The sequence below is a fragment of the Pseudoalteromonas sp. P1-13-1a genome (genome assembly GCF_001401875.1).
In the GTDB taxonomy this organism is placed as follows: domain Bacteria; phylum Pseudomonadota; class Gammaproteobacteria; order Enterobacterales; family Alteromonadaceae; genus Pseudoalteromonas.
The window spans coordinates 73,679-91,312 of record NZ_LKDV01000013.1; the positions used below are offsets into that span (position 1 = coordinate 73,679).

At 41.0% G+C, this 17,634-nt stretch carries 12 protein-coding genes; 7 read left to right on the forward strand and 5 right to left on the reverse strand.

Annotated elements, in window-relative coordinates:
- Positions 1 to 12 precede the first annotated feature (12 nt).
- Positions 13 to 1,548 (forward strand): leucyl aminopeptidase family protein, encoded by a 1,536-nt coding sequence (locus tag AN391_RS10185; RefSeq protein WP_055015314.1) that lies wholly within the window; start codon positions 13 to 15, stop codon positions 1,546 to 1,548.
- Positions 1,549 to 1,764: 216 nt separating this feature from the next.
- Here AN391_RS10185 and AN391_RS10190 read toward each other — a convergent pair whose 3' ends face one another.
- Positions 1,765 to 3,402: a methyl-accepting chemotaxis protein gene (locus tag AN391_RS10190; RefSeq protein WP_055015315.1), complete on the reverse strand. Its 1,638-nt coding sequence runs from the start codon at positions 3,400 to 3,402 to the stop codon at positions 1,765 to 1,767.
- Positions 3,403 to 3,544: 142 nt separating this feature from the next.
- Positions 3,545 to 5,770 carry a S9 family peptidase gene (locus AN391_RS10195; RefSeq protein WP_055015316.1) on the reverse strand — a complete coding sequence of 742 codons (2,226 nt, stop codon included), beginning with the start codon at positions 5,768 to 5,770 and terminating at the stop codon, positions 3,545 to 3,547.
- A 112-nt stretch (positions 5,771 to 5,882) separates the two neighbouring features.
- Between AN391_RS10195 and AN391_RS10200 the strand changes: the two genes are divergently transcribed.
- The gene (locus tag AN391_RS10200) at positions 5,883 to 6,287 is read left to right on the forward strand and encodes an HIT domain-containing protein (RefSeq protein WP_055015317.1); all 405 of its coding nucleotides are present in this window, start codon (positions 5,883 to 5,885) and stop codon (positions 6,285 to 6,287) included.
- Between the two features lie 34 nt (positions 6,288 to 6,321).
- On the opposite strand, the gene AN391_RS10205 is transcribed toward AN391_RS10200, so the two are convergent.
- A complete protein-coding gene (locus AN391_RS10205; RefSeq protein ID WP_055015318.1) occupies positions 6,322 to 8,022 on the reverse strand; it encodes a dipeptidyl-peptidase 3 family protein in 1,701 nt (566 codons plus the stop codon).
- 286 nt (positions 8,023 to 8,308) lie between these two features.
- Here AN391_RS10205 and AN391_RS10210 point away from each other — a divergent pair, with 286 nt between their 5' ends.
- A complete protein-coding gene (locus AN391_RS10210; RefSeq protein ID WP_055015319.1) occupies positions 8,309 to 9,148 on the forward strand; it encodes an HDOD domain-containing protein in 840 nt (279 codons plus the stop codon).
- 81 nt (positions 9,149 to 9,229) lie between these two features.
- On the opposite strand, the gene rdgC is transcribed toward AN391_RS10210, so the two are convergent.
- Both rdgC and AN391_RS10220 read right to left on the reverse strand, forming a co-directional pair.
- A complete protein-coding gene (gene rdgC, locus AN391_RS10215) occupies positions 9,230 to 10,138 on the reverse strand; it encodes a recombination-associated protein RdgC (RefSeq protein ID WP_004586854.1) in 909 nt (302 codons plus the stop codon).
- 83 nt (positions 10,139 to 10,221) lie between these two features.
- Positions 10,222 to 11,979 carry a HAMP domain-containing sensor histidine kinase gene (locus AN391_RS10220; RefSeq protein ID WP_055015320.1) on the reverse strand — a complete coding sequence of 586 codons (1,758 nt, stop codon included), beginning with the start codon at positions 11,977 to 11,979 and terminating at the stop codon, positions 10,222 to 10,224.
- Between the two features lie 361 nt (positions 11,980 to 12,340).
- Between AN391_RS10220 and AN391_RS10225 the strand changes: the two genes are divergently transcribed.
- The 4 genes from AN391_RS10225 to thrC all read left to right on the forward strand — a co-directional run bounded on the left by AN391_RS10225 (position 12,341) and on the right by thrC (position 17,596).
- Complete coding sequence (locus tag AN391_RS10225; protein WP_055015321.1) at positions 12,341 to 12,709, forward strand: response regulator; 369 nt, start codon at positions 12,341 to 12,343, stop codon at positions 12,707 to 12,709.
- Positions 12,710 to 12,938: 229 nt separating this feature from the next.
- A complete protein-coding gene (gene thrA, locus AN391_RS10230; RefSeq protein WP_055015322.1) occupies positions 12,939 to 15,356 on the forward strand; it encodes a bifunctional aspartate kinase/homoserine dehydrogenase I in 2,418 nt (805 codons plus the stop codon).
- A gap of 9 nt (positions 15,357 to 15,365) precedes the next feature.
- On the forward strand, positions 15,366 to 16,301 hold the full coding sequence (gene thrB, locus AN391_RS10235; protein ID WP_055015323.1) for a homoserine kinase: 936 nt from the start codon (positions 15,366 to 15,368) through the stop codon (positions 16,299 to 16,301).
- 11 nt (positions 16,302 to 16,312) lie between these two features.
- The gene (gene thrC, locus AN391_RS10240) at positions 16,313 to 17,596 is read left to right on the forward strand and encodes a threonine synthase (protein ID WP_055015324.1); all 1,284 of its coding nucleotides are present in this window, start codon (positions 16,313 to 16,315) and stop codon (positions 17,594 to 17,596) included.
- Positions 17,597 to 17,634: the final 38 nt, after the last annotated feature.

Below are 17,634 nucleotides of genomic sequence, written 5' to 3' on the forward strand. Positions count from 1 at the left end.
GGAGCTTTACTTATGGCATATCCTCAAGCGATAGCTGCACAATCACTCAGTGCAAGCTTTGCAGCATTTTCTCACGATGCACTTATTATAATTAGTGATGACTTTTCTCAACTTCCGAATAACTCACTACGTGATGCCATTGAATCACAGGCTAAAGTAGACTCTCGTATTGGTAAACAAGTTACGTTTTTAGTAATTGATAATCTACGCGTTGTTTTAGCACCTACAGGGCCGCTTAATCGCGATTACGATGATGTAAGACGCTACTTTGATGCCGCCAAACTCGCGATTAACGAAGCAAAAGCCGCGGGCAGTGTAAACCCTGCTATTTACTTACCTAAATTACATACGGATGCGCGTTACCAGCATGCATTAGAGGTGGCGTATTTAGGTGCATGCCAAGCATTATGGCAACCTTTAGAGGCGCGTGAATACCACGGTGAAAGTATTGAGCCCATTACGCAAATTGGTTTAATTGATGCGAGTGAGCAAACAGTAAAAGCTGTTAACGCAATTGCTGCAGGCCAATATGCTGCGCGCGATTTATGCGGTACTGAGCCTGAACGTATGGCGCCACCACGCTTTGCCGATTACTGTGTTGAGCTTTTCAAAGGCTCTACAGTGGCAGTTGATGTGATTGACGACATAGACACAATAGATAAAAACTACCCTATGCTTAGCACCGTTGCGCGCGCATCTTATGCGGTTGAGCGCCACCACCCACGCGTAGTAAAACTAGAGTACGTACCAGAGGGTGAAGTAACGCGTACGCTAATGTTTGTGGGTAAAGGTTTAGTATACGACACCGGCGGCGCCGATTTAAAAGTAGGCGGTTACATGGCAGGTATGAGCCGCGATAAAGGCGGTGCTGCATCTGTAGCGGGCTTTATGAAAGCGGTTGCTGATTATCAGCCAAAAGGCGTTAAAGTGATTTCTTATTTAGCGGTGGTTCGCAATTCGATTGGTTCAGATTGTTTTGTACCAGATGAAATCATTACTAGTCGTGAAGGCGTACGCGTACGCATTGGTAACACCGATGCCGAAGGGCGTTTAGCTATGGGTGACCTACTTAGCGAAATGAAAGACTTGGCTAAAACACAAGTTAACCCAACTCTATTTACTGTAGCCACTCTTACAGGCCATGCGGCACGTGCTATGGGACCTTACGGTGCGTATGTTGAAAACGGCCCAGCACGCAGTGCTAATACGTCTCGTCAAATAGCGGATTGCGGTGATTTATGGGCAGATGCAGCAGAGGTTTCTCGCTCTCGCCGTGAAGACTACGACTTTATAAAACCGCGTACCTTAGCTGATGATGTTTTATCAAGTAATAATGCGGCTTCTGCGGTTACCGCTCGCGGGCATCAATTCCCTATGGCGTTTTTAGCCGTTGTTGGCGGACTTGATAAACACGGTAACGATTCTGAGCAGCCATTGCCTTATGTGCATATGGATATTGCTGGTAGTGGTGTTGAAGGCGGTGATTGGCAGCATGGCAAGCCAACCGCGGCATCGGTAACCAGCTTATTTGCACGCTATTGTATGTAATACCAGTCCGCAATAATACTTAATCATTTTTCGGGGCTAAACGTGTCGCTATCTGTGGTAAAAATTTTCATTTACAACTAAATAGAAAATTTTTTGCCTAGGTATCAACACGTTTTTCCATCCTAAAAATAGATCACTTAATTATGCGAAATGGTATAAGCTAAAAACGCTTATGTAATAAAAAAGCCCTGTTAATTCAGGGCTTTTGTTTTTAAATTATTTTAACTTAAAGCGATTAACCACACTCGAAAGCCCTTGGCTACTTTGTTTAAGGTTGTCACTGGCATCGGTAAGCTGCTTGGTATTATTTAACGACTGCTCGGTTGATTGAGATAGCTCGTTAATACGTAAATTAACCTCGTCAGCGGCTTGCGTTTGCTGTTCGGTGGCACGGGCTATTTGGCTGTTCATGTCGGTAATTATGGATACCAGCCTTTCTATTTCATTGAGCGATGTATCGGCAGATGAAACTTGCTCTACAGTCGTCACCGACAGTGCTTGGCTTGATTTTACCGCCTCTACTGCTGCTTTAGCGCCTTCTTGCAATTTGGTGATCATGGTTTGAATTTCATCTGTGCTTTGCCCGGTTCTGCTTGCGAGTGTACGTACTTCATCGGCAACAACTGCAAAGCCTCTGCCGTGCTCTCCTGCACGAGCCGCTTCTATAGCAGCGTTGAGTGCGAGTAAGTTTGTTTGCTCCGATATACTTCTGATCACATCAAGCACAGAGCCTATGTTATTACTTTCGTTTGCTAAATCTTCAGTTACTTGGCTCACTGTTTCTATATTACTGGAGAGTGTTTCTATGGCGGTAATGGTACTGGCCACCACATTTTTACCGGTTGAAGCATTGTGTGCTGCATCGTTGGCGGCTTGTTCAGCGGCTTCGGCATTGCGACTCACATCATGAATTTGGTGCGTCATTTGCTCCATGGCGGCGGCAACTTGTGTAGAACTGTCGTTTTGTAGCTCAATGAAGGAATGGCTTGTTCTACTAGACTCATCAACTGTGTGAGCGTGTCGGCTTACATCATCTGCACTGTGCGATACATGTACTAACGACTCGCGCATTTTTAAAACAAATAAATTAAAAGAACGTGACAGCTCTGATATTTCATCATTGCCCGACTCGTTTAGCGTACGGGTTAAGTCACCTTCACCTTGCGATATGTTTTTCATCATTTCTGCGGCAAGGCGAGTCGGCGTGAGTATACTTTTACCAATAAAGTAACTTAATACAATGACAGCAATAATCATCACTAAGGCGCTAATTATGATTAGATTACGCTGCTCACTAAACGCTTCATCTATTGAATCTAGGTATACGCCTGAGCCAATAATCCATTGCCACGGGTTAAAGCCTTTTACAAATGCGACTTTACCTACTGGCTGTTCTTTTCCTGGTTTTGGCCATTTATAAGGAATAAACCCTTCTTTTTGTTGTTTTACAATGTTAACCATTTCTACAAAAAGTGCTTTGCCATCGGGGTCTTTATTATTAGTTAAGTCTTTACCGTTAAGCGCAGGCTTTATTGGGTGCATTACCATTTTGGGTTGGTAGTTGTTTACCCAAAAATAATTTGTTTTGTCATAGCGCAGCGCTTTTATGGCCTCAAGTGCTTGCGTTTGAGCTTGTGCTTGTGTGAGTGTATTATTTTGTTCAAGCTGGTGGAAATGCTCAATAACACTGTATGCCGTTTCTACCACATTTTGGGTTTTTAGATATTGCTCGTTTTTTAGTGAGCTATATTGATGAGTTAAGCTAGAGATACTTAATACAATTAAGCCAAAAATAACTATGCCAACAAGTAATGACAGCCGCTGAAAAATACTAAAACGCCTTAAATTTAGCATAAATTGATCCTTATGTGTGTACACTCAATGTGCTTGTTTTAATGGTAGTAAAAAAGCGAGTTTAAGCTAGGTGTAAGCACCATTAAGACAAAAAAAAGGCTGATTTTTCAATCAGCCTTTAGTCTATTTAGTCGTCATATGATTATTTATCATCAAAATGTCGATTAAAGAAGTTTGTGATGGTTTGGTGTAAATGTGTTTGCACCTGTTTACCGCGTAAGCTGTGTTTTGAGCCTGGGTAGGTCATCATTTCAAACTGTTTTTCGTTATCTTGTAGTTGTTTAAATAATTTAGTGGCGTGGGTAAACAACACGTTGTCATCGGCCATGCCATGGTAAATCATTAATGGGCCTTTTAAGCCGTTAGCGTATGGAAATACGGCGCTGTCTTCGTAGCCTTTGGCATTAGTTTTTGGGTGCCCAAGGTAGCGCTCAGTGTAATGGGTGTCGTAAAGCGCCCAGTCGGTCACTGGTGCACCCGATACACCAGCTTGAAAGTAATCACCGGCTTTAAACATGGTCATAAGAGCCATATAGCCGCCGTAGCTGTGGCCATAAATACCAATACGTTGTGGGTCTACGTAATCAAGCGTACGTAAAAACTCAACGCCTTTAATTTGGTCTGCCACTTCTACAACGCCTAAATGTTTGTAAATGGCGTCTTCAAACTTTTTACCGCGGTTGTAAGAGCCTCGGTTATCGAGCTGAAAAATAACATAACCTTGTTGCGCCATATATTGAAAGTATAAGTTTTTGCTGCGCCAGCTATTTGTTACGCGCTGTGCATGTGGGCCGCCGTATACATTAACAATGACTGGGTGCTTTTTACCGTCTGCAATATTACTTGGTTTAAATAAGCGGTAATGCATTACTTGGCCATCTTCTGCTTTGATGGTGCCGTACTCAGGTGTTGCTAAATCACTTAAATAAGGGGTTAATGGGTGGCTATCATCAAGCTTATTTTGTTCAAGCCATGTGATAAATTCGCCATTTACTTTACGAAGAGCCGCCGAGTTAGGCTTGTTTACCGATGAGCTGTTATCAATAAATGTTTTGCTGTCTTTTGCCATTACTACTTTGTGGTATTGGCCTTGTTCAGTGATACGCTTTATATTGCCTTTTTTAAACAGTGGTGCGCTGTATAAATGGCTTTCAAGCGGGGTGTCTTTACGTCCTGCAAAGTACACTATGCCTTTTTTCTCATCCACGCCTTTTAAGCTATCAACAACCCAGTCTCCTGAGGTGATTTGTCGAATTAGCTGGCCATTAGTGCGGTACAAATAAAGGTGTTTAAAACCATCGCGCTCAGAAGCCCAAACAAAATGCTTTTTGTCTTTTAAGAAATGCAGATCAAAGTTTAAATTGATCCATGTATCGCTGTTTTCAGTTAATGCGACTTTTTGCGTTTTAGTATCGCTATTGTAAAAGCGTAGTTCTAACTTATGCTGTGAGCGATTTTGCCATTGATACGAAAGAGTTGTGCTGTCTTTTAGCCATTTAGCACGGGCAATGTAAATGTCTTTATCGTCGCCTAAATCAATCCAGTCAACGCTTTGATTATTTAAAGACACAACACCCAGTTGAATTTCAACATTGTCAGTGCCCGTAAATGGGTAACGTTGGTTAAATAGCTTTACTTCGTCTGCGTATATTTCGTTACGGATAGCTTCTTTTACTGGGGTTTCATCTACGCGGGTAAATGCAATTTTAGATTCATCGCCAGCCCACCAGTAGCCGGTCATACGGCTCATTTCTTCTTGCGCTACAAATTCGGCCATGCCGTTTTTAATAACGCCGCCGCCATCTTTGCTTAGTTGTATTTCTTTGCCAGTATCAAGTGCTAATGCGTAAAGGTTTTGCTCGCGAATAAACGATACATAGTTACCTTTAGGAGAAAAGCGGGCATCGGTTTCAAACGCTTCTGTATTGGTAAGTTTTTTACTTTTACCAGACGCTAGCTCGTAATAATACAGATCGCCATTAAGTGGAAATAATAGGGCTTTGCCGTCTTTAGACCATTTGTACTCTAAAATACCTTTACCAAAAATACGTTGGCGTTCGCGGCGTGCTTTTTCCTCATCAGAGAGGTTTTCAGGGCCTGAAAACAGCTTTGCAGAATCAACCAGTATTCTGTTGGTGTTATCTTTTAAGTTGTATTCCCATAAATCATAGCGGTTGTAATCGTCGGTTTTGCCTTGCAGGTAAGTTACGCGGCTACCGTCTGGCGAAAATTTAAGTTGTACGGGGGCTTTACCCGACAGGCTCGGGTCGTCAAAAATACGCTCTAGTGATAATGGTTTTGCTTGCGCGCTCAGTGCACCAACAGCAAGTGGGAGTGCGAGGGTTAGGTATTTTATTTTTTTTAGCACAAGATTGCCTTAGCTTATTATAAATAGTGTATTAAATGGTAAAGCTAAGCGTGTGCAACTGCAAATAAATGCTATAAAGTGGCCATTATTAAAGACTAACTAGGATATGATGATGACAACTCCCACTTTTGAACTTGCCCCAGAGCTTAAGCGCGATTGTATAGAACTGGCAGATTGGCCTTTATGTAAAGTGCTATTACTTAACGATAGCCAATACCCTTGGTTTGTATTAGTACCCAGAAAACCTAATTTAAAAGAAATTATAGATTTGTCTGAAGACGACCAAGTTGTATATTTAAAAGAGTCGGCCAAACTCAGCAAGCTTATTATGCAAGTGTTTAGCCCTGATAAATTAAACGTGGCCGCTTTGGGTAATATGGTGCCGCAATTACATATTCATCACATTGCACGTTTTACGACTGATGCAGCATGGCCTGCTCCGGTGTGGGGTAAGTTCCCTGCAAAACCATACACAGATGAGCAAATAATAGCGCTAAAAAAAGCGCTGCAGTTATAATCTACAGCGCTTTATTAAAGTATTACGTGTTGGGTTAGTTAAGGCCTAGCACGTCTTTACCTTGTTTAAAGGTTACATCTACAGGGATATTAGCTTGGCTTAGTTTTTCTAAGTCTTTAGCAAGCTCTTCTTTAATATCGCCATGGGTGGCAATTAGCTGATCTACTTTTTCGTAATCGCCGTCACCTTGTAATGTTAAAATTAAGCGCGAAAGTTTAGCCATAGCCACGCCCATTTTTTCCATATTGACACGGTAGAAACCTTCTTCGTTTTTAGAAAAGGCGCCTTCTTGAGCAAAAAAGTTAAAGCGGATCATGTTAGCTTTACCATGTGCGCTTGATGCACCAAAGCGTACTGAGCGGAAAATACCTGCCATAAAGGTGGTGTAGTAATCTTCTAATGTACCTTCGGTAATTTCACCTTTTTTAAGTAACTGCTCAACCATGTATAAACCTAAAATATCGGCTTTACCTTCTTCAAGTGCGCTTGCGTGCTCTTGTAATGATTGGCGCACAGTGCCTTTATTTGTAATGGTGTTTTTAATACCTAGGCCGTGAGCGACTTCGTGGAACATGGTATTGGCAAAAAAGGCGTTAAAAGTAATATGCTTACGTTGCTCAGGTACAATTAACTGCTCAGCAATCGGCACTAAAATTTTATCAAATTTTGCACGCATTGCGTTTTTAAGCTGCAGGCGACGAGTGCCTTTTTCAAGCTGTACTTGCTCATCGTTTGGTAAGTTAATAGCAATAGTTTTGCTGCCCGCATTTGAGTGACCTGCGTAGTAAACCACATCGTAAGCATTTAAATCGGCGTCTGAGCCTGGCACTTCTTGCTTATATTTAGCATCTACCGGTAAACCTTTTTGCAGCTCTGGTAAAAAGGCCGCAAATTTAGCAAGGCGCTCGCTCCATTTTAAATCTTTAATTAGTACATACGACTCATAAGCAGAGCGGTAGCCAAAGAGTTGATCTTCGTAAGTTTCAATTGGGCCAATAACCACATCAACTGGGTTATTTTTCATGTCCATCCAAGCAAAGTCAGAACCCTGAAAATCATCTTTTTGAAGTGCATCAGCACGTAGGTTTAAGTAATTGGCAAATTCTTTATCATCGGCAAGTTTACTGGCTTCACGTAATAAGTCAGCTGCTTTAGCTAACTCTTGCGCGTATTCTTTTGAATAAGGCACACTGTAAAGATTACCTTGCTCATCACGTTTGATTAATGAGTAAAGGCCTTTTTTATCATCTACGTCGGCATTATTTAGTTCTTCTTTTGTTATGTCGGCTGGGTAGAATTGCGCGCCAAGGGCTTTTTCTTTGTAGCCTGATAAAAATGGTTCATCACCATTTAAACGATCCCATGGGCCGTAGTTAATATCAGCAAATTTACGTACTTTTTCATCACTCAGCTTTGCTAAAAAAGCGTCTTTATTATCGCCAAAAGCCTGTTTCCAAAATAGATCGTCCATAATTTTAGAAGCGTCGATAAGCTTAGCTACCATGGCTTTTTGATTCTCACTTAAATGAGATAGGTCGGCTTCGAGGCTAAAGTCGGTGTAAATATCTAAACGTTGTTTATCAATGTTAATTAAATCTGGGCCAGCTTGTGCGGCACTTTTTTGAGCAAGCTCTACACTTGTGGCTTCGGTCGAAGAGGGGGCTTGCTCTGAGCATGCACTAAGAAAAACGACGCCAGAGAGTAAAATTGCTTGGCTAATTTTGTTTAAGATCATTTGAATGCCTGTTAAAAAGTAAGTTTAATTATTTGTATGGGCGAACTCTGAACGCTAGCGCATACAAACGTTTCCTTATAGTGACTGCATTAAAACAAAACTAAATAGTAAATAGCAAGTGTTTGGCGTTGTGTAGCATCTTAGGGCGATGAAGGCACATTAATAACAATTAATTTATATAATTTTCTTAACTTTATCGGTAAGTTAGATAATACTCATTGTATTACTCATTTTATCCGAGGTTAGCAGTTGCATTGCGGCCCAGAAACAAAAGGATGACAGTTCTATGTCTACAGAAAATGCACTATTAACGATTTTGGTTGATAGAATCAACAACGATACTTTGGTTTTACCTACCTTACCTGAAGTCGCAATTAAAGTGCGTCAAGCGGCTGACAACCCTGATGTAAACTTAATGCAAATGTCAGAGGTAATTAGCCAAGACCCAGCACTTTCAGCGCGCATGATTAAAGTTGCCAACAGCGCAATTATGGGTCGCACAGTTAAGGTATCTAACTTACAGCAAGCCGTTACTCGCATTGGCTTACGCCAAATTAAAAATATAGCAACCGCAATGGCAATGGAGCAGCTGTTTGTTTCTAATAATGAGCTAATAAAAGGCTACATGAGTAAAGCGTGGCAAAAAACGCTAAATGTGGCGGGGCACTCAATAACGCTTATGGCGTTTTATTTACAAAATAATAAACGCACATCGTTAAATAGTGACTCTATAACGCTGGCGTCGTTGGTATATAACATTGGTGTACTGCCTATTTTAACCGAAGCTGAGCGCCACCCAGAGGTGTTTGCTAACCCAAGCTTTTTAGCGCATGCAATTCAAAAACTCAGTGGTAAAATTGGTGGCTCAATTATGGGCGCGTGGGAGTTCCCACCTGAATTTGTAAATGTTGCTAGGCATTGGGCTGACCCTACATATCGCCCTGAAGAGATTGGTTATGTTGATTTTATTCGTATTGGCGCTATTTTAGAGGGAACATTACAGGTGTCTGATAAATCAGCGGCTTTACAAACCTACATAGATAAAGGTGTTATTCCTTCTATGCAGCTATTTTCAAGTGACGAATACAACGACATGCTTGAAAGTGTGAAAGACACATTTAGCTAATTAGCAGTTATAAAGGTGAAAGCAAAAAGCACGACTGAGTCGTGCTTTTTTAGTTTTAATAGCGCTTATAATTTTAGCGTTTTATAAATCTTCTGCATCACCTAAACCGGCCGTCAGCTCTTCAAGCAGTAGCTTGATTTCTTCCGAGGCTAAAATAAAGTCAGCATCTAGTTTAACCGCCATATCTTCTTTTGGAATATCGGCGTTTTCTTCTTTTAACGTTTCTGAGTAGCTTAAACGCTTGATAGAACCATCGTTTTGCAGCATAAATTTCAGGCGTTCTTGCCAGTCAAGCGCAAGTTTAGTCACACGTTTACCATTTTCTAGGTGCGATTTAACTTCATCACATGATAAATCATGGCCTTTTAGTTTAACCTGTGCGCCACTGTCGTCGGCTTCTTCGAGTTCTGCATCAAACCCTATAGCAAAGTTTTCTGGCGTGCTGAAGTTAGTTAGCCAATCAGTTAAAAATACATCCAGGTCGTAGTTTGCAAACGCAGGAACTACCGGTAAAGTGCCCAGCGATTTACGCAGCAATGCAAGTAACTCTTCTGCTTTATTAAAACTGCCACTGTTTACTACAACCCACCCGTTTTCTTGATCGATAAAGGCAAACTGCAGGCTTGATTTTTTAAACGCTTGAGGTAATAAGGTCGTTAAAATGTTTTCTTTTAACTCGTCTTTTTCTTTCTTTTTAACCGGGCGGTTTTCTTCCGCCTCTATTTGATCTACTTTTTCGGCAACCATTTCATTAACAACAGATGCAGGTAGCACTTTTTCTTCACGTTTGGCACACACTAAAATGCTTTTTTGTGAAAAATGCGCCAGCGAGTCACCATGCTTACCAAATGCTTTTGTCCAACCAAATGTAGAGAGGTCTTGAGAGCCACACGGGCGAAATACATCTTGTTCTAACGCTTTTTCAAACTCTTCTTGAGTGTACGAAACATCTTGCTTAAAGCGATAACAAATCAGGTTACTAAACCACATAAGGTAACTTTTCCATCTTATAAATTTGCTCAATCATAGCAATAAAATGGGGTTCTCGAAATGGCTGATTTTAACCAAAGCCTTTATTGATTAAATAATGGCTTTGGCATATTTTTAGGAAACTCAATATGGTAATGCAGCCCTTTACCGGGTTCACTGTTAGCCTCTATTGAACCGCTGAGCGTTTGCTTAACTAAGTTAAAGGTTATATGTGTGCCCAAGCCACTACCGCCTTGGTCGCGCTTTGTAGTAAAAAAGGGGTCGAACAATTTAGCTAACTGCTCTTTTGTTACACCGTTACCGTTATCTTTGTAGTCAATCACAAGGAGCGTGTCATTGGCACTAATATTTATATCAATATTGCCCTGCGCAATATTATCAAAACCATGAATAATTGAGTTCATAATTAAGTTGGTAAAAATTTGGCTAATCGCCCCAGCAGGTAAATTTAGAACTAAATCATCCGGACACTGCAAGTTTATGGTGTGCTTGGTTTTTTTAAGTTTAGGGTGAAGCGACAAAATCACTTCGTTTAAGTAATCTTTAAAGTTAATTGTTCTTACAGCTTCACTGGCTTGATCTACCGCTATTTGTTTAAAGCTGGCAATGAGCTCAGAGGCTCTATCAAGGTTGGTTGTAAGCAAGCTCGTGCTTTGCTTGGCTTCGTTTATAAATTCTTCTAATGCTTTAGGCGATAAAGTTTTTTCTTTATACGCGCTTTCTAAGGTATTTAAACGCTCTTGCAAGAACGATATAGCGGTTACCCCGATACCAATAGGCGTATTTATGTCATGTGTAATGCCAGCAACAAGCCCGCCTAATGCGGCCATTTTTTCTGTGCCTACTAATCGCTCTTGAGCAAGGCTTAGCTCGTCAAGGTAGCGTTCGAGCTCTTTTTGTTTGGTTAATAACTCTTCTTCGGTGTGCCTACGTAAATCAACCTCTTCGGTTAACACTAGTTTTTGCTTTTCTAGTTCGTACTTCTGTTGCTGTAAATCCATCATTGCTTGACTTAAATTTGATGTTTTACGAGCAACATCCTGCTCAAGTTGTATATTGTGTTGGTCGAGCTTTTCATTACTAACAATCAGTTCACGTTGAGTGTGTTCAAGCTCCTTTCTGTATTGGACTACTTTATCTATTAAGTTATTAAAAGACTGCTCCATAACGTTTAGTTCGTTATGCTCTTCGGTTTCAATTTCTATGTGTTGACCTTCTAAGTCATCAAGCTCAAGGTTTTCTATTTGATCGGTTAATTCGTTTAACGGGTCGGTGAGAAGTTTTCTAAATGCCATTAAAAACAAGATGATCAAAAAGGTGGTTTTGATCATGGCGTTACCAATTAAAAAGTAAATAGATACCATTATTCGGCTAAACACCACGTCGCGGCTTGAAAATAAGGTTACATCACCCACTTGCGTAGCACGTCCTGAGAACTCAAAAATGAGTGGGAATGTATAACCAAATAGACCTGACTTAGTGTCCTCTATAATAACTTCTTCTTGAACAAGTTGTTGATTATAAAGTTTATGTATATCTAGAGAGCGCCCCAGTTGCGAAATAATTTCGCCGCTGTCGTCGCGTACAATAATGCCCTCCACCATAGGGATGGCAAGTAAGCCTTCTGCGGTTGTTATTGTTTGCTTTGTATTTAGTTCCCAAATTGCACGCGTTAAGCTTCTACTGAAGGTTTTTTGTAGTGTACTGAGCTCATCACGAATGTAGTCTTTAGTATTTACAAATTCAGCAAGCACTTGTCCACATGTCACCACAAAGGTGAGTAAAAAATACACTGATAAAACATTAGTTAACAATTTCTTAGAAAGGCTTTTTTGTAACATATGGGATTTACTCATCCGGTGTAATTATATCTAAGTTGCAATTTCTATTCTAAAAGTTAGTCAATAAAACCTTAAAAATAAATAAAAAAACTTATATTTTAAAGAGACTGACTCTTGTGAGTCGTTTTGTTTTAATAATAGTGCACTAATTTGGTTTAAAGTAATCCAAATGCCCACTTATATTACATAAGTATCGATTGGGTGGGGAATTATTAATAATAGTTAAAGTTTTATTGTAAGGTTACCGTATCACACTATACGAACAAGCAAAGTGTTAGAGTTTTAGGAACGTGTTAGAATAGAAAAAAACCAACGGATGGCTCGTTTTTATAATTTTTAGAAGGTTATTTTAGTAGTAAACATGATGAAATTTTCTATATTAGTGTGTGATGATTCCACTGTTGCACGTAAACAAGTTGTGCGTTGTTTAAATGAGTGCGTGAATGCCGACATACAGCAAGCTGCAAACGGGGCCGATGCGCTTGAGCTTTTACGCTTGCAGCAATTTGATCTTCTGTGTTTAGACTTAACCATGCCAGAAGTTGACGGTGTACAGGTGCTAGAGCGTATTAAGGCAGAAAAAATAGAGTGCTTTGTATTGGTGATCTCCGCTGATATTCAACAACAAATGAAGCAAAAGGTGGCGCAGTTAGGTGCTATCGACTTTATAAATAAACCTATTAACAAATCAGCCTTAAGCGAAGTTTTGCATAAATTTGGCATTCATTAGGTTTTTTCATGTTCAAAAAGGCTGTTTTATCTTTTAATTTGGGGTTGACAGCATAGCCTTTGTTAAGGCAGTCTTAGTGTTATGAAAACAATTAATCGCGTACTGACCATTATTATTACAACCACCATTCTTACTGGATAGTGGCATAGGTCGGTGCAACAAATTTAAAGGCCTGTGTTCACTAAGAACACAGGCCTTTTTTCGTTTTATGGGATGAGGAACATAAATAATGCGCGTTTTAAAATTTGGAGGCTCTTCGCTTGCTGACTTTGCCTGTTTGCAACAAGTAGCTCAACTTGTCAAAGCACAGTTAAAAGATGAAATGTTACTGGTGCTTTCTGCACCCGGTGGTATGACTGACTCATTAGTTGCGCTGGCAAGTGCCGCAGAGCAAGGTCAGGACTTTTCACAGCAATGGCAAGCTTTACTAAGCCGATGCGAAACATTAAAAGCAGAAGTAGAAAAAAGCAGTGGCGAAGTCGCAAACTGGCCAGATTTTCATGAGCTTAAAAATAAGCTAGATGGTGTGGCGCTTATTAAATGCTGCCCAGATCAAATTCGTGCTTTTGTAATTAGTTTTGGTGAGCGAGTAAGTGTATCGCTTATGCAAAGTTTATTAAGCTCGCACAATGCACAATACCTAGAAGCAACACGCTGTGTTGCCTCTACAGGGGGGTACATTGATGCTGAAGCCGACTTAGTAACGAGTAAAGCACGTTTTCAAGCAGTACTTAAAGAAAACCCAGCCACTATTTATATTATGCCAGGATTTACAGCCAGCAATGAGCAAGGCGAACTTACTACACTTGGCCGTAACGGCTCTGATTACTCAGCGGCAATTGCTGCTGCATGTTTAGATGCTGAAATATGTCAAATTTGGACAGATGTTGATGGGGTGTACAGCGCCGATCCGCGTTACATCAAAAAAGCGACTAAAGTTGACTTTTTATCTTATAAAGAAGCAATGGAGCTTTCTTACTTTGGCGCTAAAGTACTTCATCCTAAAACCATTTTACCGTGCGCCAAAGCGGGTGTACCGTGCGAAATTAAAAATACCCATAACCCAGATGCTCAAGGTTCATTAATTGGTAACGATTATTCATCGGATGAACCTGTAAAAGCGCTTTCTAGCTTGCAAGACTTAGCAATGCTTACCGTGTCAGGCCCTGGCATGAAAGGTAAGGTGGGTATGGCCTCTAAGGTATTTAATGCTCTTGCGCACGATAACGTATCGATTGTGTTAATTACGCAATCATCGTGCGAGTTTAGTATTAGCTTTTGTGTGCACGAAAGCGATTTAGCGCTAGCGCTAGAGGCCTTGCAAAGTGCATTTGAGCTTGAATTACAAGCAGGCTTAATTGAGCCGGTACACGTACAACGTAACCTTGCCATTGTTACTTTAGTGGGCGATAACATGCGTGCACACAAAGGTTTAGCTGCGCAGTTTTTTGCTTCTCTTGCACAGGCCCAAGTAAACATTGTAGCCATTGCGCAGGACTCTACAGAAAGTGCTATTTCAGCGGTTATTGACGGTGAGCTGTGTAACGATGCAGTAAAAATATGCCACGAGAACTTTTTTACTCACGTCCCTTCAATCGACTTATTTTTACTTGGCTGTGGCTTAGTAGGTCAAGAGCTTATTTCTCAGTTAGAACGCCAACAGGCGTGGCTTGAAAAACGAAATATTAAATTAAACCTATATGGCGTTGCTAATTCTCGTCAATTGCATTTAGACAGCGAAGGTATTGCATTTGATGATTGGCAGCAAAAGCTAGCAGCATCAGAGCAAGCGTTTGACTTAAATTTAGTAGAGCAGTTTGTAAAACAAAATCACTTAGTAAACCCAGTGATTGTAGATTGTACGTCTTCTGATGCGCTAGCGGCTCAGTATGTGGATTTTTTAAATGCGGGTTTCCATGTTGTGGCCGCTAATAAAAAGGCAACAACCAGCTCGTACGATTATTACCAAAACTTAATTGCAGCAACACAAAAAAATAACCGCAAATTTTTATACGAAACAAACGTAGGTGCAGGTTTACCGGTAATCGATAACTTACAGTCGTTATTTGGTGCAGGTGATGAGTTACTCGAATTTAGCGGTATTTTATCAGGCTCACTGTCGTACATGTTTGGTGCACTAGAAGATGGTTTATCACTTTCTGAGGCAACAATTAAAGCAAAAGAAAGCGGTTTTACAGAGCCAGACCCACGCGATGATTTATCGGGTACTGATGTAGCACGTAAATTACTGATTATTGCTCGCGAAGCCGGCATGAAATTAGAGCTTAGCGATATAGAAGTTGAGTCGGTATTGCCACAAGGTTTTGCACAAGACGACAGCGTAGATGAATTTATGGCTAAACTACCAAGTTTAGACGCTGAGTTTAACGACCGTATTCAAAGTGCCGCAGCAGAGGGTAAAGTACTTCGTTATGTAGGTACAATTAAAGAAGGCCACTGTAAAGTAGGTATTGAAGCGGTCGATTCATCGCATGCATTAAATGTTATTCGTGATGGTGAAAACGCATTAGCTATTTTAAGCCAGTATTATCAACCACGCCCGTTTGTAATACGTGGTTACGGCGCAGGCTCTGCAGTAACAGCAGCCGGTGTATTTGCCGACGTATTAAAAACGTTATCGCGCTAGGAGTTAAAAATGATAGAAGTATATGCTCCGGCGTCTATAGGTAATTTTGCAGTGGGCTTTGATGCACTAGGCGCAGCGCTTGCGCCTATTGATGGCAGTTTATTAGGTGACGTGGCCGTAGTAAGCGCCGCTCAAAGTGATGAGTTTGTTTGCTCAGGCGAATACGCGCATAAGTTACCAAGCGATGCGAGCGAAAACCTAGCATATCAGTGTTTAGTGCATTTTAGAGCGCACGTGGCGCCAGATATGCCAAGTGTAAAATTAGAACTTAAAAAGAACTTACCAATTGGCTCAGGGCTAGGTTCGAGTGCGTGCTCGGTGGTCGCAACCTTTGCAGCGCTTGATAAGTTTGCTCAAACCAATTTAAGTCAAGTTGAGCTTATTGAGTTAATGGCTGATTTTGAAGCGATAGTCAGTGGTGGGCGTCATTACGACAACATCACCCCGTGTTATTTAGGGGGCTTACAGATTACAGGCGATTTAATTCCTGATAAGTCAATTGCTTTACCAGTTGATGAAAACTGGTACTACGTAGCGGCGTTCCCTGGTTTTTCGCTTAATACCGCAAAGGCACGCTCGGTATTACCAAAAGAGTTAAGTATGCATGCGGGGGTTGAGTTTGCTCAGCGTTTATCGGCATTTAGCAGTTTGTTATTAACGCAGCGTTTTGATGATGCACTAAGCATTATGCAAGACGATATTGCAGAGCCGTACCGGGCGCCTTTAATTGCCGGCTTCAGTGAGGCAAAAGCGAACCTTCCAGCATTAGGCGCTGAAGTTGTCAGTATTTCAGGTGCAGGCCCTACGTTATTTACAGTGTGTAAAACATTAGAAGCGGCTGAAAAATGTGCGCAGTGGTTAGCGCAAAACTATATAAATGAGCAGGGCTTTTGCCACATTTGTAAATTAGATAACGACGGCACGCGTCAATTAACAGTTTTATAGGATAGGCATTTATGCAATTACATAATTTAAAAGAAAATTCTCAAAAAGTGTCGTTTGTTGAAGCGGTAAAAACAGGGCTTGGGCGCAATCAGGGGGTATTTTTCCCTGAAAGCTTAGCGCCACTAACAGATGTAGATACGTTATTAGATATGGATTTTGTTACCCGCAGTAGCAAAATTTTATCGCACCTTATTGGCGATGAACTGCCCGCTGATACTGTTGCTCAAATGGTAAAAAATGCGTTTAACTTCCCCGTAAAATTGGTAGAGGTTGAAGACAATAACTATTGTTTAGAGCTTTTTCACGGTCCTACGCTTGCGTTTAAAGACTTTGGTGGACGCTTTATGGCTGAGTGTTTAGCACAGTTTAACAAAGGCGAAAAAGTCACGATTTTAACGGCAACCTCTGGCGATACTGGCGCTGCTGTAGCGCATGCGTTTTACAACAAGCCAAATATAGATGTGGTTATTCTATACCCTAAAGGCAAAATTTCGCTTGCTCAGCAAAAGCTATTTACTACGCTTGGTGACAACATTCATTGTTACGCAGTTGATGGCAGTTTTGATGATTGCCAAGAGCTAGTTAAAAAGTCGTTTTTAGATGACGAAGTTAAATCTACACTGGGTCTTAATTCAGCTAACTCAATCAACATTAGCCGCCTAGTGGCACAAGTATGTTATTACTTTGAGGCCATTGCACAGCTACCAAAAGAAAAGCGTGCTACCGCGCATATTTCAGTCCCTAGTGGTAACTTTGGTAATGTATGTGCCGCCATGATTGGTGCTGTAATTGGTTTGCCAGTAGGTAAACTAAGCGCAACGACTAACCAAAACGATACCGTGCCACGCTACATGCTTGATAAAAATTGGGCGCCAAATGCCACGCTTGAGTCGCTTTCAAATGCGATGGATGTGAGCAAACCAAACAACTGGCCACGTGTGCAAACAATGTTAGATAATAACTGGTTTAGCTACGATAATTTTTACTCAACCAGCGTGAGCGAAGAAAATACGCAAGCAGTGATGAAAAATATTCAACAAACTGGTTATGTTGCAGAGCCGCATACCGCCATTGCATACCAAGGTCTTGTAGAGAATAAAGCACCCGGCGCAGCAGGTATCTTTTTAGCAACTGCTCACCCTGCTAAGTTTAAAGATAGCGTAGAAGAGATCCTAAATATTGAACTTGATATGCCAAAACCACTTAGCGACGCACTTGCTAAACCTTGTTTAGCAAGCGACATTAACCCTGATTATGAAGCGTTACGCACTGAAATACTTGCTAAGTTAGGCTAACTAGCTTAGCGTTAAAAAAGCGGCCTTGGCCGCTTTTT